Consider the following 23,769-nt stretch of genomic DNA (forward strand, 5'->3'; position numbering starts at 1 on the left):
TGCAATGGGGAATCACGCGATTCCTCTTATACCAAGAAGTAGCCGGCTCCCCGTGGTGAAGCCCGGCACATCCATTCAAGGACACGCCATGAAGTCGACACGCCATTTCGCCAAGCTGGCCGCGGCCCTGGCCGGCGCCGCCGTGCTCACCGCCTCTTTCTCCGTTCAGGCCCGCGAGCTCTCCGTCTCCACCGTGCTCTCCGACGCCTTTCCCTGGGGGCAGGCGGCCGAGAAGTGGGCCGAGCTGGTCGAGGAGCGCACCGAGGGCCGCCTGACCCTGCGCGTCTACCCCAACTCCCAGCTGGTGGCCGGCGATCAGACCCGTGAATTCTCCGCCATGCGCTCGGGGCTGATCGACATGGCCGTGGGCTCGACCATCAACTGGTCGCCCCAGGTGCCGGAGCTCAACCTCTTCTCGTTGCCCTTCCTCATGCCCGACGAGGCGGCGGTGGATGCGGTCACCGGCGGCGAGGCCGGCGAGATGATCTTCGCGGCCATCGAGTCCCGCGGCGTGGTTCCGCTGGCCTGGGGCGAGAACGGCTTCCGCCAGCTCTCCAACTCCCGCGGGCCGATCGGTGAGCCGGGTGACCTCGACGGGCTGAAGATCCGCGTGGTCGGCTCGCCGCTGTTCCAGGACACCTTCAACGCCCTGGGCGCGGACCCGACCCAGATGAGCTGGACCGACGCCCAGCCGGCACTGACCACCGGCGCGGTGGACGGCCAGGAGAACCCGCTCTCGGTGTTCGACGTGGCGCGCATCGACCAGGTGGGCCAGGAGTACCTGACCCTGTGGAACTACATGAACGACCCGCTGATCTTCGCCGTGAACCAGCGCGTCTGGGACTCGCTGGACGAGGCCGACCGCGAGATCCTGCGCGAGACCGCGGTCGAGGCCGGCGAGTGGGAGATCGCCATGACCCGCGAGGAGGAGAGCGCGCGGCTGGCCGACATTCAGGCGCGCGGCGTCAACGTCACCGAGCTGACCGACGACCAGCACCAGGCCTTCGTCGACGCGACCCGCGAGGTGCATGACAAGTGGATTCCGCGCATCGGCGAAGAGATCGTCGAGGCGGCTCGGGCGGCCATCGACGGACGCTGACGTCCGAGCGGGTCGCGCCCTCCCCATGCCGCCCCTGCTCGCAGGGGCGGCATCATCTTTGAGAGGTGGTCATGAAGGTTTCCCCCGATGCCCGCCCGGAGCGCTGGCTGTCATCCCTGGCCCTGGTGGTCATCGCGTTGATCAGCCTGGGCAATGTGGTGACACGCTATGTCACCGGCGGCTCCCTGGCCTTCACCGAGGAGTTCTCGGTGTTCCTGCTGGTGGTGTTGACCTTCGCCGGTGCCTCGGTGGCGCTGCGGCGCAATGGCCATATCCGCATCGGTCTGCTGGAGCGCGCCCTGCCGGCTGCCCCGAAGAAAGCGCTGATCGCCTTCCAATGGCTCTGTGGTGCCATCGTGCTGGGCCTGATCACCTGGTTCGGCGCCAGGCTGACCTGGGAGGAGTACCAGTGGGAGTCGTTGTCGCCGGGGCTGGGGCTGCCCCAGTGGTGGTATATCGTCTGGCTGCCGGTGCTCTCGGCGGCCATGCTGGTGCGCCAGACCCAGCAGACCCTCGATCGCCTGGGCGGGAGGCTCGAGGATGAGCCCTGACCTGTGGATGATCCTGGCCTTCGCCGGGCTCCTGATCGCCGGGGTGCCGGTGGCCTTCTCGCTCGGGCTGGCCGGTGCCGTGGGTATCGTGGCGGGGCTCTCGCCCGACATGCTGGCGACGCTGGGCACCAACACCTACAACAGCATCGCCAAGTACCCGCTGATCGCGATCCCGCTGTTCATCCTTACCGGGCTGGTCTTCGAGCGCTCGGGGGTCGCGCTGCGCCTGGTACGCTTCGCCCAGGCGCTGATCGGCCCGCGCCATGGCGGGCTCGCCCTGGTGGCGGTGCTGGTCTGCATGATCATGGGTGGCATGAGCGGCTCGGGGCCGGCCGACGCCGCGGCGGTGGCCATGGTGATGCTGCCGAGCATGACCAAGGCCGGTTATCCCAAGCCCTTCTCGGCCACGCTGATCGCCGCCTCGGCCTCCACGGCGATCCTGATTCCGCCCTCGGTGGCCTTGATTCTCTACTCCATCGTGGTGCCGGGGGTCGACCTGCGGGCACTGTTCGCCGCCGGGCTCTTTCCGGGCATCCTGGCCGGGCTGGCGCTGCTGGTGCCGGCGCTGCTGGTCTCGAAGCGCTTCGGTTGGGAGGGCGGTACCCCGCTGGAGGGTGCCGAGCGGCCGAGGGTGGGGGAGAGCTTCAAGCAGGCACTGCCGGCGCTGTTCGCCCCGGTGCTGATCCTCGGCGGGCTGCGCTCGGGGCTCTTCACGCCCACCGAGGCCGCCGTGGTGGCGGTGACCTACGGCGTGCTGGTGGGGCTCTTCCTGACCCGCGAGATCGGGCTCAGGGACCTCTGGGGGCTGTTCGGCGAGGCGGCGGTGATCTCCGGGGTGGTGATGCTGATCATCGCCCTGGCCGGCATCTTCGCCTGGGCCGGCACCATGCTCGGCACCTTCCGCGACATGGCCGAGTGGATCATCGGGCTCACCGACAACGGCGTGCTGCTGCTGATCCTGATCATGCTCGCGGTGCTCGCCGCCGGCATGCTGCTCGACGCCATCTCCATCTACCTGATCCTGATGCCGATCCTGATCCCGGTGCTGCAGCACTTCGAGTGGAACCCGGTGTGGTTCGGCATCCTGCTGGCCATGAACATCGCCATCGGCCAGTTCACGCCACCGGTGGCGGTCAATCTGATGGTGACCACCGAGGTGGCCAGGATCCGCCTGGAGCAGACCGTTGGCTGGGCACTGCTGTTCGTGGCGGCCATGGCCTGCGCCCTGGCGCTCGTCGCGGTCTTTCCCGGGATCGCGCTGTGGTTGCCGCGGGTGCTCGGCTACAACGTGTAGCCCCTACCCCTGTTGCAAGGCCTCCAGGGTGCGCTGGTGCAGCTCGGTGCTGGCGGCGTCGAACAGCACGAAGCGCACCCGCTCGATGCCGGGGCACTCGGGGAGCGTCCTGATCACCGTGGCAAGCGCGAGGCGGGCGGCCTCGGCGGCGGGGTAGCCGAAGGCGCCGGCGGAGATCGCCGGGAAGGCGACCGAGGCGATGCCTTCACGCTCGGCCAGCCGCAGGGCCTGGCGGTAGCAGGCGGCGAGCAACTCGTCGGAGGGTTCGTCGACCCCGTAGACCGGCCCCAGGCAGTGGATCACATGGCGGTTGGGTAGCCGGTGGGCACCGGTGATCACCGCCTGGCCGGGCTGGATGGGCGCCAGGGGCCGGCACTCTTCCTCGAGGCCTGGACCCGCGGCCCGGTGCAGGGCCCCGGCCACGCCCCCGCCGATGCGCAGCTCCGCATTGGCGGCGTTGACCACGGCATCGATATCCGGCTGGTGGGCGATATCGCCCTGGATGCACTCGAGGGTCGCGCTCATTGTCTCCTTCCTCCCGGTAGGGGCTGCCTCTTCAGTCTGGTGCCAACGATGCCGGGGCATCAAGGTCCCGGGCTCCTCCCCTGGCGGGCCGTCATGAATGGTTCGTTGCGTTTTGTCTTTCTTTTCGCGACATTCGTTGCAAATCGGCGCAGAAACTTGCAAGGCGCCGGCCAGGCCTGTACCAATGGCCACCCCCAGAACAACTCACGGTGCGCCGGTCCTCGACCGGCGCCACGGCTGTGCTCAGCCGTCGCGCAGGCGTTTCCCCGAGCCGTGCGAGACTACCAAGAGGAGGAGGTGGCATGAACCAGCGAGTGAACATCGAGCTCGGCAGTCACGAGACCGAGGCCTTCGAGGCCCGGCCGTTCAAGGTCTACACCCATCGCCAACTGGACAGGATCGAGGCGATTCAGGGCCTGCCTGACGACCTGCGTTTCGACATGCGGGTCGTCAGCCAGGTACTGCCGTTTCGCGTCAACGACTACGTGATCGAGGAGCTGATCGACTGGAACGACGTCCCCGAGGATCCGGTCTTCCAGCTCACCTTTCCCCAGCGGGGCATGCTCAGGCCCGAGCACTTCGACGAGGTCGCCGCGCTGATGCGCCGCGGGGCGACGGCGGCCGAGATGAAACCGGTGATCGAGCGCATTCGCAGCGAGCTCAACCCCCATCCGGCGGGGCAGATGGACCTCAACCTGCCGCTGCTCGATGGTGAGCCGCTGCCCGGCATGCAGCACAAGTATCGCGAGACGGTGCTGTTCTTTCCCAGCCAGGGGCAGGTCTGCCACAGCTACTGCACCTTCTGTTTTCGCTGGGCGCAGTTCGTCGGCGACAAGGAGCTGAAGTTCGCCGCAAGCGAAGCGACTTCGCTGCACCGCTACCTCGCCGAGCACACCGAGGTCACCGACCTGCTGATGACCGGCGGCGACCCCATGGTGATGAAGGCCAAGCACCTGCGCCAGTACCTGGAGGGGCTGATGACGCCGGAGCTGGACCATGTCCAGGACATCCGCATCGGCACCAAGAGCCTGACCTTCTGGCCCTATCGCTTCGTCACCGACCCCGACGCCGAGGATATCCTGGAGCTGTTCCGTGAGCTGGTGCAGGCGGGCAAGCATGTGGCCTTCATGGCGCACTTCAACCACTGGAAGGAGATGGACACCCCCATTTGCCGCGAGGCGATCCGTCGCATCCGGGCCACCGGTGCCGAGATCCGTACCCAGGCACCCTTGCTCCGCCACATCAACGACGATGCCGACCAGTGGGCCAGGATGTGGACCACCCAGGTGCGCCTGGGGATGATCCCCTACTACATGTTCGTGGAGCGCGACACCGGTGCCCGCCACTACTTCGAGGTGCCGCTGGTGCGCGCCTGGGAGATCTACCGCGAGGCCATGAAGCAGGTGCCGGGTCTGGCGCGCACCGCCCGTGGGCCGTCGATGTCCGCCGATCCCGGTAAGGTGGAGATCCAGGGGGTGACGGAAATCAACGGCGAGAAGGTCTTCGTGCTGCGCTTCATCCAGGGACGGGACGCCGACTGGGTGCAGCGCCCCTTCTTCGCCAGATACGACGAGACCGCCACCTGGCTGAATCATCTCGAGCCCGCCCTGGGCGAGGAGCGTTTCTTCTTTGAGGCCGACTTCGCCGCCATGAAGGACGAGAAGCAGGCGCTGATCATGAAGGCATCCTGAGAGGCGTGGGCAAACCGCGCCTTTCCGGGGGATGGCGAGCCTCAGGCAGGGTGAAAATTAACGTTCCCTAAACGTTGGTGGGGACTAGACTTTGGTTATGCCGTAAAAAGGTCTCATCAAGCAGGCGTTTTTTTCGCTAAAGTAGAAGAGGGCGGTCAAACCGTCGGCGGTTACCTTCACCGGGCTGCCAACCGAAAAACGCTTGTCCACAACGTCAAGAGGTGTGTTCATGAAACGCCATGCTTTCTCCGCAGCTGCCTTTTCCGGCGCACTGCTGGGTGCCGCGATGTTCTCCGCGCCAGCGGTGGCTCAGGAACGATTCATCACCATCGGCACGGGCGGCCAGACCGGCGTTTACTACGTCGTCGGCCAGTCGGTCTGCCGCATGGTCAACCGTGGCAGCGATGAGCACAACATCCGCTGCAATGCGCCATCCACCGGCGGTTCGGTAGCCAACGTCAACGGCATGAAGAGCGGCGAGCTCGACATGGGCGTGGTGCAGTCCGACGTCCAGTATCGCGCCTATCACGGCGAGGAGAATTTCGCCGATGACGGTGCCTGGGAAGAGATGCGTGCCGTCTTCACCATGCATGGCGAGCCGCTGACCGTGGTGGCCCGTGCCGACTCCGGCATCGAGCATTTCACCGACTTCCCCGGCAAGCGGGTGAACATCGGCAACCCGGGGTCCGGTCAGCGCAACACCATGGCCGTCGTGATGGATGCCATGGGCTGGGATACCGATACCTTCTCCCTAGCATCGCAGCTCGATGCCGCCGAGCAGGCCGCCGCGCTCGCCGACAACAACATCGACGCCATGATCTATGTGGTCGGGCACCCCAACGGTTCCATCCAGGAGGCCACCACTACCGTCGACGCTCGCCTGATCCCGGTGAACGGTGACGAGATCGACGCCCTGATCGAGGAGTACCCGTACTATACTCGTGCCACCATCCCGGGGGGCGTGTATCGCGGCAACGACGAGGACGTCGAGACCTTCGGCGTGGCGGCCACCTTCGTCAGCTCCACCGCGGTGGACGAGGAGGTGATCTACGAGACCGTCAAGGCGGTGTTCGAGAACTTCGACCGCTTCAAGCGGCTGCACCCGGCCTTCGCCAATCTCGAGGAAGAGAGCATGATCTCCGACGGCCTGACCGCTCCGCTGCACGATGGGGCGGCTCGCTATTACCGTGAGCGTGGCTGGATCGAGTGATCCTGCCATGATCAGGGCTCACCTTCGGTGATCGGTGCGCGGACCCCTGCGGGGTGTCCGCGCATCTCGTTGATGGCGCCGAAAGCGGTGCCGCCAAGTGCCATCACATGGAAAACACGTCAATCGACTGTGGGCAGGGTTAGCTATGACTGACGACAAGAAGACTTCCAGCGCCAAGGACGTCGATCTGGAGGATCTGGTCGCCTCCAGCGACTCGGGGGCACGCAAGCCGTTGGGGATGCCGGGCAAACTACTGGTGAGCATTGCTGCCGCCTGGTCGCTGTTCCAGCTGTGGATCGCCTCGCCGCTGCCGTACATGCTCCGCTTCGGGGTCTTCAATGCGACCGAAGCACGCTCCATTCACCTGGCCTTTGCCCTGTTCCTGGCCTTCATGGCCTATCCGGCACTCAAGCGCTCGCCACGTGACCGCATCCCGATCCAGGACTGGGTCCTCGCGGCGGTGGCGGCCTTCTGCGGTGCCTACATGTTCCTCTTCTACGAGCAACTGGCCCAGCGGCCCGGTGCCCCGATCACGCAGGACGTGGTCGTCGGGGTGATCGGCATCCTGATGCTGCTGGAAGCCACCCGGCGGGCGCTGGGGCCGCCGCTGATGATCGTCGCCTCGGTGTTCATCGTCTATTCGTTGTTCGGCCCCTACATGCCGGGCATCCTGGCTCATCGCGGGGTCAGCCTGTACGGCCTGGTCAACCACCAGTGGCTGACCACCCAGGGCGTGTTCGGCATCGCCCTGGGGGTCTCGACCAGCTTCGTCTTCCTGTTCGTGCTGTTCGGTGCCCTGCTCGACAAGGCGGGGGCCGGCAACTACTTCATCAAGGTCGCGTTTTCCCTGCTGGGTCACTACAAGGGGGGGCCCGCCAAGGCCGCCGTGGTGGCCTCCGGCATGACCGGCCTGATCTCCGGGTCTTCCATCGCCAACGTGGTCACCACCGGCACCTTCACCATTCCGATGATGAAGCGGGTGGGCTTCTCCGCCGAGAAGGCCGGTGCGGTGGAGGTCGCGTCCTCGGTCAATGGACAGATCATGCCGCCGGTGATGGGCGCCGCCGCCTTCCTGATGGTGGAGTATGTCGGCATCAGCTACGTGGAGGTGATCAAGCACGCCTTCCTGCCGGCGTTGATCTCCTACATCGCGCTGGTCTACATCGTTCACCTCGAGGCACTCAAGGCCAACATGCAGGGCCTGCCCACCAGCAATCCGGTGCGGCCCCTCCTCAACAAGGTGATCGGCTTTCTTACCGGCCTGCTGCTGCTGATGGCGCTGTCGTTCGCGGTCTACTACGGTCTGGGTTGGCTCAAGCCGGTGCTGGGCGATGCCACTCCCTGGGTGGTGGCCGTGGCGCTGGCGGGGGTCTATGTGGGGCTGCTCAGGGTCAGCGCGAAGTACCCCGAGCTGGAACTCGACGATCCGACTTCCCGGGTGGTCACGCTGCCGCAGACCCGGCCCACGGTGATGGTCGGGCTGCACTATATCCTGCCGGTGATCGTGCTGGTGTGGTGCCTGATGGTCGAGCGCCTGTCGCCCGGACTCTCGGCCTTCTGGGCCACGGTGTTCATGATCTTCATCATGCTCACCCAGCGCCCGGTCATCGCGCTCTTCCGCGGCCGCAGCCGGGTGGCCGACGACATCAAGGAGGGCTTCAGGGACCTGTGGGACGGCCTGGTGGCCGGTGCCCGCAACATGATCGGTATCGGTATTGCCACGGCGGCGGCGGGCATCATCGTCGGTGCGGTCTCCCAGACCGGCGTCGGCCTGGTGCTGGCCGATGTGGTGGAGATCCTCTCCATGGGCAACCTGATGCTGATCCTGCTGCTCACCGCGGTGCTCAGCCTGATCCTCGGCATGGGGCTGCCGACCACCGCCAACTACATCGTGGTCTCGGCACTGCTGGCGCCGGTGATCGTGATGCTGGGCCAGCAGAACGGCCTGATCGTGCCGCTGATCGCCGTGCACCTCTTCGTCTTCTATTTCGGCATCATGGCCGATGTCACGCCGCCGGTGGGGCTGGCCTCCTTCGCCGCCGCCGCGGTGTCCGGGGGCGACCCGCTGCGCACCGGCTTCCAGGCCTTCTACTACAGCCTGCGGACCGCCGCGCTGCCGTTCCTGTTCATCTTCAACACCGACCTGCTGCTGATCGATGTCACCTTCCTGCAGGGCATCGTGGTCTTCGTGGTGGCGACCATCGCCATGCTGATCTTCGCCGCCGGTACCCAGGGGTTCATGATTGCCCGCAACCGCTGGTACGAGAGCATCCTGCTGCTGCTGGTGGCCTTCACCCTGTTCCGGCCCGGGTTCTGGATGGACATGGTCCATGACCCCTACCAGCAGGTGCCGCCTGCCCAGTTCGAGCAGGCGCTGGGCGACGTCGACGAAGGCAGTCAGCTACGCGTCCAGATCCGTGGTGAGGATGCCTTCGGCGATCCCATGACCACCTTCGTGCTGGTCCCGGTACCCGGCGGCGACACGGGACAGGAGCGCATGGAGAACCTGGGGATCGAACTGCTGACCGACGGGGACCAGGCCTTCGTCGACTTCGTCGAGTTCGGTAGCCTGGCCGAGGACCTGGGCTTCGACTTCGACCAGGAGCTCATCGATGTCTCGGCGCCGGTGGATCGCTGGGCCAAGGAGTGGATGTGGATACCGGGCTTCCTGGTGTTCGGCCTGGTGGTGTTGCTGCAGTGGCGCCGTCGTGAACCCGATGTCGGCGCCGCCGCTACCGCTTGAAGGAGACCGAGACCATGTACAGCAAGATCCTGCTGCCGGTGGACCTCAACGAGGAGAGTTCCTGGACGAAGGCGCTGCCCACGGCCGTGACCCTGTGCCGTACCTTCGGCGCCTCGTTGCACGTGGTGACGGTGCTGCCGGACTACCGCATGCCCCTGGTGGGCTCCTACTTTCCCAAGGACTTCGCGAAGAAGGCCCATGAGGCGTTGTCGGCGGCGCAGCACAAGTTCCTCGAGGAGCACGTGCCGGAAGACATCAAGGTGCAGAGCGTGATCGTCGACGGTTCGCCCTGGGAGGCGATCATCAAGGCCGCGAAGAAGCTCGAGGTGGACCTGATCCTCATGGCCTCCCACAACAAGCGCAAGTTCGCCGATTACGTGCTCGGCCCGAATGCCGAGCACGTGGTGCATCATTCGAAGGTATCGGTGATGATCGTGAGGTAAGCGCTGGCGCCTGGCCGGAAACCGCAACGCTCCCGGCCGCTGGTGGGGGGCGTTTTCGTCTCGGGTGCGAGGACGGCCGGCCCGGTCGAGCGCCGGGTTCCCCTCGTGGCGAGCCGAGTCGCCGGTCAGGCCTCGTCGGCCGGGTCGGCGTCCCGAGTTCACGCCGGATCGGCGCCACGTTGCGTTGGCCAGCGAGACTGCAGAATCGAGCACGGTCAACTACATTGAAGCTGTACTAATGGAGGAGGGCAGCACCCCGGCCCAGGCCGGATGTTGCCAGACTGCGGCCCGGCCTCGACGGGCTGTGCTTGACGGAAGCTGTTTAGGCGGAATACAGGGGTGAAACCATGAATGCGGCACCAACAAAAGCGCACGACAAGGCTGCAGCGCCCAGGGTCAAGATCACCATCAACCCGGTGGGCATGGACCGGCCCCGGGCCTGGTTGGCGGCGGGGTTCGAGGATTTTCGCCGGGCCACGGCCGTCAGCCTGGCCTATGGCATGTTCTGGGTGGGGCTGAGTATCGCCATCACCGCCGGCGCCCTGACCCTCGGTCTCTGGCATTGGCTATTGCCGCTGGTGGCCGGCTTCATGTTCATGGGGCCACTGGTCGCCGTGGGGTCCTACGGCATCAGCAAGGCCCTGGAGGCCAATCGCGCCCCGCACCTGGGGGACGCCTTCGGTGCCTGGCGTCCCCACGTCGGTCAGTTGGCGATGATGGGCGTGATGATGATGATCTTCTTCCTCGCCTGGATCCGCCTGGCGACCCTGCTGTTCGCTCTCTTCTTCGGCTTCGAGGTGCCCAGCCCGACGACCCTCTACGCCTCGCTGCTGACCACGCCCGAAGGGCTGGGCATGATCGCGGTGGGGACCGTGATCGGTGGCATCCTGGCCTTTGGTGCCTTCGCCATCAGCGTGGTGGCGATTCCGACCCTGATGGATCAGGACCTGACCTTCATGGAGGGTATCGAGGCGAGCGTGCGCTCGGTGGCTCGCAACTTCCGCCCCATGCTGCTGTGGGCGGCCATCCTCACCGGCTGCGTGCTGGTCGGGGTGATGACCTTCTACATCGGCCTGGCCCTGATCCTGCCGGTGCTCGGGCACGCCAGCTGGCACGCCTACGAGGATCTGGTGCGCATCGACCCGGTCGAGGGTGCCGAGGAACTGCACGGCTGACCGGTCGGGGGAGATGCCGGCGAGGTTCGCGCTCCCCGGCAGGCAGCGCTATGCTGGGGGCGTTCATCGCCCCCCGTGTTTTGTATCGTCGGAAGCTGCTATGCCACAACCGCGTCGCGCCTCGCCTTGCGCTCTCCGTTTCTCGAGTCTGTTGGCGCTCGGCCTGCTGGCCATGCCGGTGCTCGCCGAGCGCGCCCAGGTGCCGTCTACGCTGGCCAGTCACCCCATCGCGCATCAGATCGATGGTTGCATGGAGGAGGTCGAGTGGCTTCCCGAGGCGATGCTGGCCTGTGCCGAGGCCGCCGAGTCGCAGTGGCAGGCAGAGGTCGAGCGTCTCACGGCGCGCCTGGCCAGTGTGCTCGGTGGCGAGGCACGGGAAGCGCTGGAGGCGAGTGACCAGGCCTGGCAGGGCAGCCGCGACACCGACCTGGCCTTCGTGATGGCCTACCATGCCCAGCTCGAGGAGGCCGAACTCGGCGACCCCGAGCTCATTCCCCTGTCGCGTCAGTTGCACCGCAATGCCGTGCTCGAGGAACGCGTCGCTCGTCTGCAGCGCTTCCTGGATGGCCTGGAAGCGATCCACGAGCCGGCCCCCACGGACGAAGGATCCCTTCCCTGAGCCAGCTCCATGCCGTGGACGTCAACCTGACCTTTGCCCGCCAATCGCGTAGTCTTGGCGGCATCCGCTTGCTCGTACAGGATTGATTTCATGCGTCAGAGAGTCATGCCGGGTGTCCCGTTCGGTTTGATCGTCATCCTCCTGCTGGTCTCGATCCCGGCCGTCGCCTCCTCACTGCCACCGCCCACCGGCGAGGTCATCCTGACCGTCAGCGGTGACATCGACCATCCCAACGTGGGGGATGAGGCGCTTTTCGACCGCGACATGCTGATGACCCTGTCGCCGATGGTGATAGAGACGCACACGCCCTGGCACAAAGGCCCGGGTCGCTACGAAGGGCCATTGTTCAGGGCGCTGCTGGAGGCCACCGGTGCCAAGGGGGATCGGGTGCGGGTGCGGGCGCTGAACGATTACGAAGCCGAGATTCCCGTCTCCGACCTGTATGACTATGACGTCATCCTGGCCATGACGCGCAACGGTGAGGAGATGGCCATCCGCGACTTCGGGCCTCTGTTCGTTCTCTATCCTTTCGATGACCATCCCGAACTGCTCACCGAGACGATCCGTTTCCGCTCGGTCTGGCAGGTGGGGCACCTGCATGTGCCCTGAAGCCCGGATGAGCTGAGCCCCGGATGCTCGCATCGATGCACTATCCCCTGCGCCTGAAGCTGGGTGCCATGGCGGCACTGCTGTTCTTTGCCGCCGCCCTGGTGGTGGTCGGACTGGTCTCCTGGCGACACGACAGCCTGGCCCAGAGCGTGGGAGGCAACGCGGCCTGGCATGCCTACAAGCTCGACCGCGACACGGTGCAACTGCGCAACTATCTGGGACAACCGGACCCCACCCTGGAGCAGTTGAAGCTGCGCTTCGAGCTGCTCTACAGCCGTCTCACCCTGCTGCGCAGCGGGGACATCACCGAACTGATCGCGACCATCCCCGTGGCCCGACGCCTGGTGGACGAGATCGAGGGGCGGCTCGAGACGCTGGATGCCGATATCGCGCGAGCGGAGCGCCTGGGCAGCGAGGCCCGGCACACCCTGGACCGGCAGCTCGAGGCCCTGGGCGTGCGTACCGAGCGGCTGATCATCGCCATCAACGGTCACCTGGCCGATACGAGCACCCGTGAGCGGGAGCAGTTGCGGACGCTCTACGCGCTGCTGCTGGCGCTGATCCTGGCGATGAGCGTCGCGGCGCTGCTGGTGGTGATCTTCCTGTTCCGCGAGGCCCGCGACAACGCCGCCGCCCGCCGGACTCTCGAGGCGCTGAGCCGTGAACTCGAACTCACCGCGCGCAGTGCCGAATCGGCCAGTCAGGCCAAGTCGGAGTTCCTCGCCACGGTCAGCCACGAGATTCGCACGCCGCTCAATGGGGTGATCGGCATGAGCGACCTGCTTCTCGACCAGCCACTGGAGGGGTGTGCCCGCCGCTATGCCGGCATCATCCACGACAGCGCCGGCCTGCTGCTGGAGCTGATCAACGACCTGCTGGATTTCTCGAAGATCGAGGCCGGTCGTCTGGAACTGGAGGCTCGTCCGTTGGAGCTCGCCGCGCTGGCCAGCGGTGCGGTGGCGCTGTTTACCCATCGCGCCGAGGCGCGCGGTGTGCAACTGGTCAGCCGCCTGGATCCCGAGCTGCCGGCCCGGATCGTCAGCGACCCGGGCCGTCTTCGCCAGGTGCTGCTGAACCTGCTCTCCAACGCGATCAAGTTCACCTCCGAGGGCGAGATCCGGCTCGAGGTGTCGCTCAGTGAGGCGGACCGGATTCGCTTCGAGGTGATCGATTCCGGCTGCGGGATCGAGCCCGCCCAGTTGGCCCGGCTGTTCGAGCCCTTCCAGCAGGGCGATGCCTCCACCGCGCGTCACTTCGGAGGCACCGGCCTTGGCCTGGCGATCTGTCGGCGTCTGGTGGAGGCCATGGGCGGGCAGATCGGCGTGGAGAGCGAGCCCGGTTCGGGCAGCCGTTTCTGGTTCACACTGCCGCTGGTGGCGGCGCCTGTCGAGCCCCTGCGGGTGGTCGGCGAGGAGTCGGCGCCACCCCCGATGCATCTCGACGAGGCTCGCCTGCTGCTGGTCGAGGACAACCCGGTGAACCAGCAAGTGGCGGTGGCGATGCTGGCGCGCCTCGGCTGCCGGGTCAGCGTCGTCGAGCGCGGCGCCGATGCCCTGGAGCGGGTCGCCCGGGAGCGCTTCGACCTGATCTTCATGGATGTCCAGATGCCCGACATGGATGGCCTGGAGGTCACCCGGCGCCTGCGCAAGCGCGGCGGCTGGCCGGCCGAGGTGCCGATCGTGGCGATGACAGCCGGAGGTCCCGGGGGTGAACAGGCCCGCTGCCTGGCGGCGGGCATGAGCGGCTATCTGACCAAGCCGCTGTTCCAGGATGCCCTGGTGGCGATACTGCACCGGCACCTGAAGCATGTCGGCACGACACCCGTCAGGCCACAGGGTGCCAGTGAGCCGGTCTCCGCCGATCAACTACTCGACCCGGCCACGCTGGCGGCGCTGCGCGAGAACCTCGGGAAAGCGGGCCTGGCCGCGCTGGTGGCACTTTACCGTCATCAGGCCATCGACCGCCTGGCGGCGCTGGAGCAGGCCGTGGCGGAGGATGCCGCGGAGCGTGTCAGGGGGCTGGCTCATCAGTTGAAGGGCGAGTCGGCGAGCCTGGGAGCGGTGAAGGTCGCCGGCCTCTCCCTGCGCCTGGAGCACCTGGGCCGGGACGGGCGGCTGGGGGAGGCCGGTAGCGTCCTGGGCGCCCTGCGCGGTTGCCTGACGACCACGCTCTCGGCCCTGGAGGCCTGGTCGCCCGCCGCTTGAGGGCGAGTCGTCGGAAGAGGGGTCAGCCGATCGGGGCCGCGCGTTCCGGCAGCCGCCACCTGAGGGTTCGCGCGATCACCTGCTGCCCCGGCCGGTACTCGCCTCGCGTAGCCGCCAGGGCGCAGGTCAAGGCTGCGCTGGCGATGCGATCGTGGTCCTGTACCGCCGAGTTCACCGGCAGGGGCAGGAAGTCGAGCAGGCGATTGTCGCCGAAGGTGGCCAGGCGCAGTGCCTGGGGCAGGCCGCCATCCTCCAGCAGCACGTCGAAGATCCCGTCGAGCAGGGTGTAGGAGGCGGAGACCAGGGCATCGGGCAGGCCGTGGCGGTCGAGCAGGTCGCGCATCAGTCGTGCCCCCTCGGCGCGGTCGTAACGCTCGGCCGCGGCGGTGATCACCTCGGCACGGCTGCCGGCCAGCGCCTGCTGGAAGCCGGCGCGGCGTTCCTGGCTGATCGACAGTTGCGGCACGGCATCGAGCCAGGCGATACGTTTCACGTCGTCATCGAGCACCGAGCGGGTCAGCCGCTCGGCGGCCTGCCGGTCGTTGCTGACCACGCTGGCGAAGTGCCGTGGGTCGAAGCCGCGGTCCACCGCCACCACCGGCAGGCCATCGGCCATCAGCTCGCGATAGAAGGGATCCTCCATCGGCAGGCAACTGGCGGTGATCAGCACCTCGCAGCGCTGGGCGCGCAGCGCCAGGGCCAGCTCCCGCTCGCTCTCCGGCCGGTCGTCGGAGCCGACGATCAACAGCTGGTAGCCCCGCTCCCGGGCACCGCGCTCCAGGCGCTTGGCCAGTCGTGCATAACTGACGTTCTCGAGATCGGGGATGATCAGCCCCAGGATACGGCTGGTCCCGCGACGCAGCGAGGCGGCCTGGGCGTCGACCCGGTAGCGGTGCTCACGCACCACCGCCATCACCCGGTCGACGGTCTCCTGGCTGATGCGCCGCTCCTGGGCCTTGCCGTTGATCACATAGCTGGCCGTGGTGCGAGAGACCCCGGCCAGGCGGGCGATTTCAGCGAGTGTCATGGGAACCTCTGTTGGGGACGGTGAACATTCTAAGCCAAGGGCTGGACGTTCCGCCCCCTGCTAAAGTCGTAGAAATCGAACCTTGCCAAATAGTATGAATCGATCCAGCATTTGAATCATTGTAGGTGACACGATTCAGCCGGCAAGATTACCGGCAGGTTGAGCGACAGGCGATCGACGCCGCGTCACCCCAGCGTACAGGAGACCCCCATGTTGACCCTACGCCAGGAAGACATCCTGCTCGACTGCCGAGCCGACGACTGGCGAACGGCGCTGGAGCGAGCCGCCGAGGCCCTGTGCCGGGCCGGCCTGGTCGCGCCCGGCTACCATGATGGCCTGCTCGACCGCGAGGCCCAATCCTCCACCTTCCTCGGCAACGCCATCGCCATTCCCCACGGCACCCCCGAGAGCCGTCAGCACGTGCGCCGCACCGGCGTTCGCGTGCTGCAGTTTCCGGCCGGGGTGGAGTGGCACGACGGCAACCGTGTCCATGTCCTGGTGACCATCGCCGCCCAGAGCGACGAGCACCTGGACATCCTGCGTCAGCTGACCCATGTGCTGGACCGCGAGGGGGTGGCCGAACGCCTGGCCGCCGCCGACTCGGCCGGCGAGATCGCCGGGCTGCTGTCGAAGGCGGTGGTCGAGGCGCGTCTCGATGCCGACACCCTCTGCCTCGGCTTTCCCGCCCGCGACGCCCACGAGCTGGCGCTGGCCGGCGCCGCCCGGCTGCGCCAGGCCGGCTGCGTGGGCAACGACTTCGTCGCCGCCGTGGCCGAGCGCACGCCCCTGGGGCTTGGCCAGGGGCTGTGGCTGGTCAGCAGCGAGCGTGGCGTCGAGACGCCGGCGCTGTCGCTGGCCACGCCGGCCTCGACCCTGGAGCAGGATGGCGAGGCGGTGGCCGGGGTCTTCTGTCTGGCCGCCCGGGAAGATGCCCATCGCGGCCTGCTGGAACGCATCCTCGGCCTGCTGGAGAACGGGGCGGCGGGCGAACTGCGCGAGGCCGATGTCGCCACCGTGCTGGCGCGGCTCGCCGGGGAATCCGCGGTGGCCACGACCCGGCGCGCCCGGGTGCTCAACGCCCATGGCCTGCATGCCCGCCCGGCCAAGCAGCTGGTGCAGGTGGCGCGTGCCCAAGGGCTGGCGATCCGCGTGCGCCTCGCCGAAGGCGGCGGCGAGGCGGTCTCGGCCACCAGCCTGACCAAGGTGATCGGCCTCGGCGCCCGGCGTGGTCAGTCACTGGTGTTCTCCGCCGAGGGGGAGGGCGCCGACCGGGCGCTGGAGGCGGTCTGCAACGCCGTGGCCGAGGGTCTCGGCGAGCGGGTGCTGCCCTTCGACGAGAGCCGCGAGCGCGTCGCCCGGGACGCGGCGGTGCCGGCCCCGGAGCCGTTGCCCGCCGATACGCCCCACACGGCGGTGGCCGCCTCGCCGGGCCTGGCCATCGCCCCGGTCTTCGTGCTGCGCACACCGCGCTTCGACTATCCCGAGCGGGCGTCGGATCCCGCTACCGAGCTGGGTCGCCTCGAACAGGCGATCCGCGAAGGGACCGAGCAGCTCGAGGCCCTGGTGCAGCAGGCCCGTGGCGGTGAGGTGGCGCAGATCCTCTCCATGCATGAGGAGATGCTGGGCGACCCCGAGCTGTACCAGGCCGCGCGGGAGAGCATCGACGAAGGGGGCTCGGCCGAGGCCGCCTGGTGGGGCGCCATCGAGACCGCCGCCCACGCCCAGGAGATGCTCGCCGACCGCCTGCTGGCCGAGCGCGCCGCCGACCTGCGCGATGTCGGCCGCCGGGTGCTGGGCATTCTCTGTCGTGTCGAGGCCCCCGAGCCGCCGGATCACCCCTATATCCTGGTGACCGATGACGTCGGGCCCTCCGATGTGGCGCGACTCGATACCTCCCGGGTGCGTGGCCTGCTCACCGCCCGTGGCGGGGCCACGGCACACAGCGCCATTCTCGCCCGGGCACTCGGTATTCCCGCCGTGGTCGGCGCCGGGCAGCGGGTACTGACCCTGGAGAACGGCACCGAGCTGATCCTCGACGGCGAGCGCGGGCGGGTCACCCCGGCGCCCTCCGCCGAGCGTCGGCAGCGCGCCGAAGCGCGCCTGGTCGAGCGGCAGCGACGCGAGGCCAAGGCCTGGGATGCCCGCTTCGAGGAGGCGCGTACCCGCGACGGTCACCGGGTCGAGGTGGCGGCCAACCTGGGCAACACCGCCCACGCCGCCGATGCCGTCGAGCGTGGCGCCGAGGGCATCGGCCTGCTGCGCACCGAGTTCCTGTTCATGGCCCACGCCCAGGCACCCGATCTCGACACCCAGATCGACGAATACCGCGAGGCGCTGGACGCCCTGGACGGCCGCCCGCTGGTGGCGCGCACCCTGGATGTCGGCGGTGACAAGCCGCTGCCCTACTGGCCGGTGCCTCGCGAGGACAACCCCTTCCTCGGTCTGCGCGGCATCCGCCTGGCATTGACCCGTCCCGAGGTGCTCGAGACCCAGCTGCGTGCCCTGCTGATGGCGGCTGCGCCCGCGGCGGGCCCTGGCCTGGAACAACAGGGCAAGCCGCTGCGCATCATGCTGCCGATGGTCAAGGATCTCGCCGAGTTCCGTGCCGCCAAGGCGATCTTTGACCGTCTGCTGGCCGAGATCCCCGAGGCCGAGCGCGCCAGCGACGTGCAGCTCGGGGTGATGATCGAGGTGCCCTCGGCGGCGCTGCTGGCGCCGAGCCTGGCCGCCGAGGTGGACTTCTTCTCGGTGGGTACCAACGACCTGACCCAGTACACCCTGGCCATCGACCGGGGCCACCCGGAGCTCTCCGCCCAGGCCGACGGCCTGCACCCGGCGGTCCTCAGGCTGATCGAGATGACCGTCGCGGCCGCCCATGCCCACGGCAAGTGGGTCGGGGTGTGCGGCGAGCTGGCCAGTGATGCCGTCGCCGTGCCGGTACTGGTGGGCCTGGGCGTCGACGAGCTCTCGGTGAGTGCCCGTCAGGTACCGCTGGTCAAGGCGCGGCTGCGCGAGTTCGACCTCGCCGAGGCGCGTGGCCAGGCGGAGCTGGCCCTGGCCCAGGCCACCAGCGAGGCGGTCCGCGACGCCCTGGAGGTGCGCTGATGGCCAGGATCCTCACCTTGACCCTCAACCCTGCCCTGGACCTGTCGGTGGGCCTGGATCGACTGGTGCCCGGCGCGGTCAACCGCACCCGCGAGACCCACCTCGAGGCGGCCGGCAAGGGCGTCAATGTGGCCCGGGTGCTGGCCAGCCTCGGCCATGAGCTCACGGTCTCGGGATTCCTCGGCGCCGACAACGACGGCCTCTTCCTGCGCGCCTTCGAGGCCCTGGGGGCCGAAGACGCCTTCATCCGGGTGCCCGGGGAGACCCGCATCAACGCCAAGGTCGCCGAGGCCGACGGACGGGTCACCGATATCAATGGCCCCGGTGCGGCCATCGCTGCCGAGGCCTGGCAGCAGTTGCTCGACTGGCTCGACGGCCGCGCCGCCGATCCCGGGCGCCGGCCCCAGGCGGTGGTGATCGCCGGCAGCCTGCCGCCGGGCATCTCGCCCACTGACCTCGCCGAGTTGGTCGCCCGCCTGCGGGGCGCCGACCTGCCGGTCTGGGTCGATACCAGCGGCGCGGCGCTGACCGCCGCCATCGGGGCGCGTCCCACCGCGGTCAAGCCCAACGAACAGGAGCTCGCCAGTTGGGCCGGACATCCACTGGAGTCGCCGCCGGCGCGGCTCCGGGCGGCGTTGCGGCTCTACGCCGCGGGGGTGGAGGAGGCGCTGCTTTCCGCCGGCCCCGAGGGCGTGCTGTGGGTCAGCCGTCGTGGCGCCTGGCAGGCGTTGCCGCCACGCCTCGACGTGGCCAGTACCGTGGGCGCCGGCGACACCCTGGTCGCCGCCATGCTGCACGGGGTGCTGTCGGGACACCCGCCCGAGCAGGTCCTGCGACTGGCCACGGCACTCTCCGCCGAAGCGGTTCGCCACGTGGGCGTGGGCGATCCCCACGCGCCGGATTTCCCTCAACTCCAACAACAGACCCGCGTTCGGCGTCTCAACGACGTGGACGCAGGGGGAGCACTCGCATGAACGCCATCATCATCACCGCCTGCCCCAGTGGCATGGCCACCACCTTCCTCGCCGCCCGCCGGCTCGAACAGGCCGCCGAACGACTCGGCTGGCAGACCCACGTGGAGATGCACGGCGAGCTGCAACCGCTCACGCCGGTCACTGCCGAGGCCATCGCCGCCGCCGATCTGGTGGTGGTGGCCGCCGATCATGTGCCGGAGCCCCAGCGCTTTGCCGGCAAGCGGCTCTATCGCGCGGCCATCGACCAGGCATTGCCCGATCCGCGCGCCTTCCTCGAGCGGGCCAGCCGTGAGGCCGCCGATTACCAGCCGCCCATCGAGGAGGCCCCGGCCGCACCGGCGGTCGCCGGTGGGGCCCGCAGGATCGTCGCCGTGACCGCCTGCCCGACGGGGGTCGCGCACACCTTCATGGCCGCCGAGGCGCTGAGCGAGGCGGGCAAGGCGCTGGGGCATGCGATCCGCGTGGAGACCCAGGGCTCGGTGGGGGCCCAGGACCAGCTCACCGAGGAGGAGATCGCCGCGGCGGACCTGGTGATCCTGGCCTGCGATATCGAGGTCGACCCGACCCGCTTCGCCGGCAAGCGCATCTACCGTACCTCCACCGGCAATGCGCTGAAGAAGCCGCGGCCGACCATCGAAGCCGCCCTGCACGACGCCGAGGTCGAGGAGGCCGGTGCCTCGGCCAGGTCCGGCGGCGAGGCGCGCAAGAGCGTCAAGGAGAAGGGCGTCTACAAGCACCTGCTCACCGGGGTGTCGTTCATGCTGCCCATGGTGGTCGCAGGCGGCCTGTTGATCGCGCTCTCCTTCGTCTTCGGCATCGAGGCCTTCCAGGAAGAGGGCACGCTGGCCGCGGCGCTGATGCAGATCGGCGGCGGCACCGCCTTCACGCTGATGATCCCGGTGCTGGCCGGCTACATCGCCTACTCCATTGCCGACCGCCCCGGCATCGCCCCGGGCATGATCGGCGGCATGCTGGCGGCCAACATCGGTGCCGGCTTCATCGGCGGTATCCTGGCCGGCTTCCTGGCCGGCTACGTGGCCAAGGCGGTGGCCCAGCACGTCAAGCTGCCGTCGAGCGTCGAGTCGCTCAAGCCGATCCTGATCATCCCGCTGGTGGCGAGCCTGGTGACCGGCCTGGTGATGATCTACGTGGTGGGCGAGCCGGTGGCGGGAATCCTCTCGGCGCTGACCGCCTTCCTCGAGAACATGGGCTCCGCCAACGCCGTGCTGCTGGGCATCCTGCTGGGCTCCATGATGTGCTTCGACCTGGGCGGGCCGGTCAACAAGGCCGCCTACACCTTCGGCGTGGGCCTGCTGGCCTCCGAGACCTACGCGCCGATGGCGGCGATCATGGCCGCCGGCATGGTCCCGGCGATCGGCATGGGCATCGCCAGCTTCGTCGCCAAGTCGAAGTTCTCCGAGCCCGAGCGCGAGGCGGGCAAGGCATCCTTCGTCCTCGGCTTGTGCTTCATCAGCGAGGGGGCCATTCCCTTCGCCGCCAAGGACCCGCTGCGGGTGATCCCGGCCTGCATCGCCGGCGGCGCGATCACCGGTGCCCTTTCAATGCTGGTCGGGGCCAAGCTGATGGCGCCCCACGGCGGCATCTTCGTGCTGATGATCCCCAACGCCATCACCCCGGTGCTGCTGTATCTCGCCGCCATCGTGGTCGGCTCCCTGGTCACCGGCCTGGGCTACGCGGCGATCAAGCGTGGCGCCGCCCCGGTGGCGGTGAGCGCCAGCGTCTGAGCGCCGGCCGCTGCAACGAGACGCCCCCGGATCGCCAGGATCCGGGGGCGTCTGCGTTTGATGTCCCGGTGATCAGGCCCAGGCCGAGATCGCGTAGGCGGAGTCCTGGGCCGCTTCCAGCAGGCGACATTCGTGGCGCTTCTGTTCGATGAAGTGCTCGAGCAGCGCCTCGAGTTCCGCCGTATGGCAGAACCTCACCAGCAGTTCGCTGAACTGACGCGAGTGGTGGGCGGCGGCCAGGGCATAGCCCAGGGCCTGGCAGGCCATGGCATCGTTGGCGATGAAGAGATGGAGCCGGTGGGCTTCCGGCAGCCGAAAGCGACGAGGCGGTTCGACCGGCAGGCAGTGGCGCAGGTGTAGGTGGTCGGCCAGTGCCGCCAGTGCGGCGAGGCGCTGTTCGCACTCGACCCCGATGGCGGCCATCAGCCGGCTCACCCGGGGACGTGTGGGCAGAAAGCTCAGGGCGAGACCGCGGTAGCGTTGCATCTCGCGGTACTCGTGGTCGTGGGCGAGGCGCAGTTGTTCATCCGTCGGGCAGGCGCGGGCAGTGCGGGTTGACGTGAGCGGTGGCACGGGTCTCTCTCCTCTTGTCACTCGGGCCTCTTCCGGGCTCCGTCACCCAAAGGTAGGCCCCCCGTGTCGTCCCCGCCCTTGATGCAGGTCAACTTCAGCCCCCTGGCGCCCAAAGTACCAGAGGGGCTCATACCCACCGGCATGACGCGCCTCGTCCGGAGGGGTGGGCCGCCAGGGGGCGCGATCTTAACGGGCACCAATGGACGAGCCAGACTCCTTCCAAAGTACCGGGTTCCATTGGCGGCGAGGATGCTTAACTGACCCTGGCAGTTGCCAATGACGATCCGCCCATCACAGGAGCCTTCCCATGTGGACCAAGCCTAGCTATACCGACCTGCGCCTCGGCTTCGAGGTGACCCTCTACATCGCCAACCGCTGAGGGCCGCGACGGGCCGGGTGCGTCCGGACGGCGCGTGCCGGGCCCGCCGGCGTCACCGAGCACGCGCCACCGGGAGATCACGCATGCAGATTCTGGTACTGGGGTCCGGGGCGGGCGGCGGCTTGCCGCAGTGGAACTGCAACTGCCCGAACTGTCGGGCCGCACGGCAGGGCGAGCCGACCGTCACGCCGCGTACCCAGTCGTCGATCGCGATCAGCAGCGACGGCGAACGCTGGTTGCTGTGCAATGCCTCGCCGGACATCCGTGCCCAGCTGGCCGCCGCTCCCGAACTGCATCCGCGCCGCGGGCTGCGCGACAGCGGCATCGCCGAGGTGCTGCTGGTGGACGCCCAGATCGATCACGTCACCGGGCTGCTGTCGCTGCGCGAGGGCTGCCCGCTGGATGTATGGTGCACGCCCGGCGTACATCATGACCTGAGCACCGGTTTTCCGCTGTTCCCGATGCTGCATCACTGGCAGGGAGGGCTGCGCTGGCAGCCGATCCGGCTCGACGGCGAGCATCGCCAGGCGGCGTTCGCCGTGCCGAGCTGCCCCGGGCTGCGTTTCACCGCGGTGGCACTGGACAGCAATGCGCCGCCCTATTCGCCGCGTCGCGGCTCGCCCACCCCCGGCGATAACCTCGGGCTGTTCATCGAGGACGACGCCGGCGGCGCCACGCTGTTCTATGCCCCGGGGCTGGGCCGGTTGACCGACGAGGTCCGCGGCTTCATGCGTCGGGCCGACTGCGTCCTGGTCGATGGCACCCTGTGGCACGACGACGAGATGCAGCGGCTGGGGGTCGGGCAGTCGACGGGGGCGGAGATGGGCCACCTGGCGCTGGCCGGCGAGCGGGGCATGATCGCCGAGCTCGATGCCCTGCCCGCGGCCACCCGCCGCCTGCTCATCCATATCAACAATACCAATCCGATTCTCGACACGACCTCCGCCGAGCGGGCCACGCTCGATGCCCACGGCATCGAGGTCGCCTACGACGGCATGCGTCTGACGCTATGAATCCTACCGACGGGAGCCTGCCATGAGTGCGATCGCCGCCACGCCATTCGATGTTGCTCCGTTGTCGCCGGAGGCCTTCCGCGAGGCCCTGATGGCCAAGGGCGACTACTACCATGTCCACCACCCCTACCAGGTCGACATGGCCGCGGGGCGCGCCACGCCCGAGCAGATCCGTGGCTGGGTGGCCAACCGCTTCTACTACCAGGTGATGATTCCGCAGAAGGACGCCGCGCTGCTGGCCAACTGCCCCGACGCCGCCACCCGCCGACGCTGGATCCAGCGGCTGCTCGACCACGACGGCAACGGCGACGACGCCGGCGGCATCGAGGCCTGGCTGGCGCTGGGCGAGGCGGTGGGCCTGACTCGCGACGAGCTGTGGTCCCAGGCGCACGTGCTGCCGGGGGTGCGCTTTGCGGTGGACGCCTACGTCAACTTCGTGCGCGGTGCCAGTTGGCAGGAGGGGGCGATCTCCTCGTTGACCGAGCTGTTCGCCCCGAAGGCCCACCAGAGCCGGCTCGACACCTGGCCGATCCACTATCCATGGATCGACGAGACCGGCTACGGCTACTTCCGCAAGCGGCTCAAGGAGGCGCGTCGCGACGTCGAGCACGGCCTGGAGGTGGCGCTGGCGGTGTGCACCACGGTCGAGACCCAGCGGCGGGCGCTGGAGATCCTGCAGTTCAAGCTCGACGTGCTGTGGTCGATGCTCGACGCCATGACGCTGGCCTACCAGCTCGGCCGGCCGCCCTACCACAGCGTCACCGACCGGCGCGTCCATCATCGGGGGCTG

Annotated in this window: 20 protein-coding genes; 17 read left to right on the forward strand and 3 right to left on the reverse strand. The window is 68.3% G+C overall.

Going from position 1 to position 23,769, the window contains the following annotated elements:
• The first annotated feature begins 88 nt into the window (after window positions 1–88).
• The 3 genes from C1H66_RS18675 to C1H66_RS18685 all read left to right on the forward strand — a co-directional run bounded on the left by C1H66_RS18675 (window position 89) and on the right by C1H66_RS18685 (window position 2,944).
• A complete protein-coding gene (locus C1H66_RS18675; protein WP_102629384.1) occupies window positions 89–1,099 on the forward strand; it encodes a DctP family TRAP transporter solute-binding subunit in 1,011 nt (336 codons plus the stop codon).
• Between the two features lie 71 nt (window positions 1,100–1,170).
• Window positions 1,171–1,650, forward strand: a complete 480-nt coding sequence (locus tag C1H66_RS18680) for a TRAP transporter small permease (RefSeq protein WP_102629385.1) — start codon at window positions 1,171–1,173, stop codon at window positions 1,648–1,650.
• A complete protein-coding gene (locus C1H66_RS18685) occupies window positions 1,640–2,944 on the forward strand; it encodes a TRAP transporter large permease (protein WP_102629386.1) in 1,305 nt (434 codons plus the stop codon). Before C1H66_RS18680 ends, C1H66_RS18685 begins: the two co-directional genes overlap by 11 nt.
• 3 nt (window positions 2,945–2,947) lie before the next feature.
• On the opposite strand, the gene C1H66_RS18690 is transcribed toward C1H66_RS18685, so the two are convergent.
• Window positions 2,948–3,469 (reverse strand): macro domain-containing protein, encoded by a 522-nt coding sequence (locus tag C1H66_RS18690; protein ID WP_102629387.1) that lies wholly within the window; start codon window positions 3,467–3,469, stop codon window positions 2,948–2,950.
• A 302-nt stretch (window positions 3,470–3,771) separates the two neighbouring features.
• Here C1H66_RS18690 and C1H66_RS18695 point away from each other — a divergent pair, with 302 nt between their 5' ends.
• The 8 genes from C1H66_RS18695 (at window position 3,772) to C1H66_RS18730 (ending at window position 14,163) form a co-directional block, all read left to right on the forward strand.
• Complete coding sequence (locus tag C1H66_RS18695; RefSeq protein ID WP_102629388.1) at window positions 3,772–5,160, forward strand: KamA family radical SAM protein; 1,389 nt, start codon at window positions 3,772–3,774, stop codon at window positions 5,158–5,160.
• Between the two features lie 229 nt (window positions 5,161–5,389).
• Window positions 5,390–6,370: a TAXI family TRAP transporter solute-binding subunit gene (locus C1H66_RS18700; RefSeq protein ID WP_102629389.1), complete on the forward strand. Its 981-nt coding sequence runs from the start codon at window positions 5,390–5,392 to the stop codon at window positions 6,368–6,370.
• 145 nt (window positions 6,371–6,515) lie between these two features.
• A complete protein-coding gene (locus C1H66_RS18705) occupies window positions 6,516–9,113 on the forward strand; it encodes a TRAP transporter permease (RefSeq protein ID WP_102629390.1) in 2,598 nt (865 codons plus the stop codon).
• A 14-nt stretch (window positions 9,114–9,127) separates the two neighbouring features.
• Window positions 9,128–9,556, forward strand: a complete 429-nt coding sequence (locus C1H66_RS18710) for a universal stress protein (RefSeq protein ID WP_102629391.1) — start codon at window positions 9,128–9,130, stop codon at window positions 9,554–9,556.
• A 347-nt stretch (window positions 9,557–9,903) separates the two neighbouring features.
• Entirely contained in the window at window positions 9,904–10,731 is an 828-nt protein-coding gene (locus tag C1H66_RS18715; RefSeq protein ID WP_102629392.1) for a DUF2189 domain-containing protein, read from the forward strand.
• Between the two features lie 100 nt (window positions 10,732–10,831).
• Window positions 10,832–11,350: a lysozyme inhibitor LprI family protein gene (locus tag C1H66_RS18720; protein WP_170064184.1), complete on the forward strand. Its 519-nt coding sequence runs from the start codon at window positions 10,832–10,834 to the stop codon at window positions 11,348–11,350.
• A gap of 90 nt (window positions 11,351–11,440) precedes the next feature.
• Entirely contained in the window at window positions 11,441–11,959 is a 519-nt protein-coding gene (locus C1H66_RS18725; RefSeq protein ID WP_110286219.1) for a putative pterin-binding protein, read from the forward strand.
• A gap of 35 nt (window positions 11,960–11,994) precedes the next feature.
• Window positions 11,995–14,163, forward strand: a complete 2,169-nt coding sequence (locus C1H66_RS18730) for an ATP-binding protein (protein WP_102629405.1) — start codon at window positions 11,995–11,997, stop codon at window positions 14,161–14,163.
• Window positions 14,164–14,185: 22 nt separating this feature from the next.
• Here the strand turns inward: C1H66_RS18730 and cra are convergent, their stop codons facing one another.
• Window positions 14,186–15,190, reverse strand: coding sequence for a catabolite repressor/activator (gene cra / locus C1H66_RS18735; RefSeq protein WP_102629395.1), 1,005 nt, complete (start codon window positions 15,188–15,190; stop codon window positions 14,186–14,188).
• Between the two features lie 210 nt (window positions 15,191–15,400).
• Here cra and ptsP point away from each other — a divergent pair, with 210 nt between their 5' ends.
• Genes ptsP through C1H66_RS18750 form a run of 3 tightly spaced genes read left to right on the forward strand, consistent with a single transcriptional unit; the run spans window position 15,401 to window position 21,014 of the window.
• On the forward strand, window positions 15,401–18,295 hold the full coding sequence (gene ptsP / locus C1H66_RS18740) for a phosphoenolpyruvate--protein phosphotransferase (RefSeq protein WP_102629396.1): 2,895 nt from the start codon (window positions 15,401–15,403) through the stop codon (window positions 18,293–18,295).
• Window positions 18,295–19,269: a 1-phosphofructokinase gene (gene pfkB, locus C1H66_RS18745; RefSeq protein WP_102629397.1), complete on the forward strand. Its 975-nt coding sequence runs from the start codon at window positions 18,295–18,297 to the stop codon at window positions 19,267–19,269. Before ptsP ends, pfkB begins: the two co-directional genes overlap by 1 nt.
• Window positions 19,266–21,014 carry a PTS fructose-like transporter subunit IIB gene (locus C1H66_RS18750; RefSeq protein ID WP_102629398.1) on the forward strand — a complete coding sequence of 583 codons (1,749 nt, stop codon included), beginning with the start codon at window positions 19,266–19,268 and terminating at the stop codon, window positions 21,012–21,014. Before pfkB ends, C1H66_RS18750 begins: the two co-directional genes overlap by 4 nt.
• A gap of 72 nt (window positions 21,015–21,086) precedes the next feature.
• Here C1H66_RS18750 and C1H66_RS18755 read toward each other — a convergent pair whose 3' ends face one another.
• On the reverse strand, window positions 21,087–21,587 hold the full coding sequence (locus tag C1H66_RS18755; RefSeq protein WP_146010746.1) for a hypothetical protein: 501 nt from the start codon (window positions 21,585–21,587) through the stop codon (window positions 21,087–21,089).
• A gap of 307 nt (window positions 21,588–21,894) precedes the next feature.
• Between C1H66_RS18755 and pqqA the strand changes: the two genes are divergently transcribed.
• The 3 genes from pqqA to pqqC all read left to right on the forward strand — a co-directional run.
• On the forward strand, window positions 21,895–21,966 hold the full coding sequence (gene pqqA / locus C1H66_RS18760) for a pyrroloquinoline quinone precursor peptide PqqA (RefSeq protein ID WP_102629406.1): 72 nt from the start codon (window positions 21,895–21,897) through the stop codon (window positions 21,964–21,966).
• An 83-nt stretch (window positions 21,967–22,049) separates the two neighbouring features.
• Complete coding sequence (gene pqqB, locus C1H66_RS18765; protein ID WP_102629400.1) at window positions 22,050–22,979, forward strand: pyrroloquinoline quinone biosynthesis protein PqqB; 930 nt, start codon at window positions 22,050–22,052, stop codon at window positions 22,977–22,979.
• A 22-nt stretch (window positions 22,980–23,001) separates the two neighbouring features.
• Window positions 23,002–23,769: pyrroloquinoline-quinone synthase PqqC (gene pqqC, locus C1H66_RS18770; protein ID WP_102629401.1), on the forward strand; the 768-nt coding region annotated here is incomplete at its 3' end.

Origin of the sequence: Halomonas heilongjiangensis (genome assembly GCF_002879645.1) — a bacterium.
GTDB lineage: Bacteria > Pseudomonadota > Gammaproteobacteria > Pseudomonadales > Halomonadaceae > Halomonas > Halomonas heilongjiangensis.

What these genes read in the sequence shown, in the direction of transcription:
- C1H66_RS18675 (WP_102629384.1), top strand. Translation starts at nt 89, where the DNA reads ATGAAGTCGACACGCCATTTCGCCAAGCTGGCCGCGGCCCTGGCCGGC.
- C1H66_RS18680 (WP_102629385.1), top strand. Translation starts at nt 1,171, where the DNA reads ATGAAGGTTTCCCCCGATGCCCGCCCGGAGCGCTGGCTGTCATCCCTG.
- C1H66_RS18685 (WP_102629386.1), top strand. Translation starts at nt 1,640, where the DNA reads ATGAGCCCTGACCTGTGGATGATCCTGGCCTTCGCCGGGCTCCTGATC.
- C1H66_RS18690 (WP_102629387.1), bottom strand. Translation starts at nt 3,469, where the DNA reads ATGAGCGCGACCCTCGAGTGCATCCAGGGCGATATCGCCCACCAGCCG.
- C1H66_RS18695 (WP_102629388.1), top strand. Translation starts at nt 3,772, where the DNA reads ATGAACCAGCGAGTGAACATCGAGCTCGGCAGTCACGAGACCGAGGCC.
- C1H66_RS18700 (WP_102629389.1), top strand. Translation starts at nt 5,390, where the DNA reads ATGAAACGCCATGCTTTCTCCGCAGCTGCCTTTTCCGGCGCACTGCTG.
- C1H66_RS18705 (WP_102629390.1), top strand. Translation starts at nt 6,516, where the DNA reads ATGACTGACGACAAGAAGACTTCCAGCGCCAAGGACGTCGATCTGGAG.
- C1H66_RS18710 (WP_102629391.1), top strand. Translation starts at nt 9,128, where the DNA reads ATGTACAGCAAGATCCTGCTGCCGGTGGACCTCAACGAGGAGAGTTCC.
- C1H66_RS18715 (WP_102629392.1), top strand. Translation starts at nt 9,904, where the DNA reads ATGAATGCGGCACCAACAAAAGCGCACGACAAGGCTGCAGCGCCCAGG.
- C1H66_RS18720 (WP_170064184.1), top strand. Translation starts at nt 10,832, where the DNA reads ATGCCACAACCGCGTCGCGCCTCGCCTTGCGCTCTCCGTTTCTCGAGT.
- C1H66_RS18725 (WP_110286219.1), top strand. Translation starts at nt 11,441, where the DNA reads ATGCGTCAGAGAGTCATGCCGGGTGTCCCGTTCGGTTTGATCGTCATC.
- C1H66_RS18730 (WP_102629405.1), top strand. Translation starts at nt 11,995, where the DNA reads ATGCACTATCCCCTGCGCCTGAAGCTGGGTGCCATGGCGGCACTGCTG.
- cra (WP_102629395.1), bottom strand. Translation starts at nt 15,190, where the DNA reads ATGACACTCGCTGAAATCGCCCGCCTGGCCGGGGTCTCTCGCACCACG.
- ptsP (WP_102629396.1), top strand. Translation starts at nt 15,401, where the DNA reads ATGTTGACCCTACGCCAGGAAGACATCCTGCTCGACTGCCGAGCCGAC.
- pfkB (WP_102629397.1), top strand. Translation starts at nt 18,295, where the DNA reads ATGGCCAGGATCCTCACCTTGACCCTCAACCCTGCCCTGGACCTGTCG.
- C1H66_RS18750 (WP_102629398.1), top strand. Translation starts at nt 19,266, where the DNA reads ATGAACGCCATCATCATCACCGCCTGCCCCAGTGGCATGGCCACCACC.
- pqqB (WP_102629400.1), top strand. Translation starts at nt 22,050, where the DNA reads ATGCAGATTCTGGTACTGGGGTCCGGGGCGGGCGGCGGCTTGCCGCAG.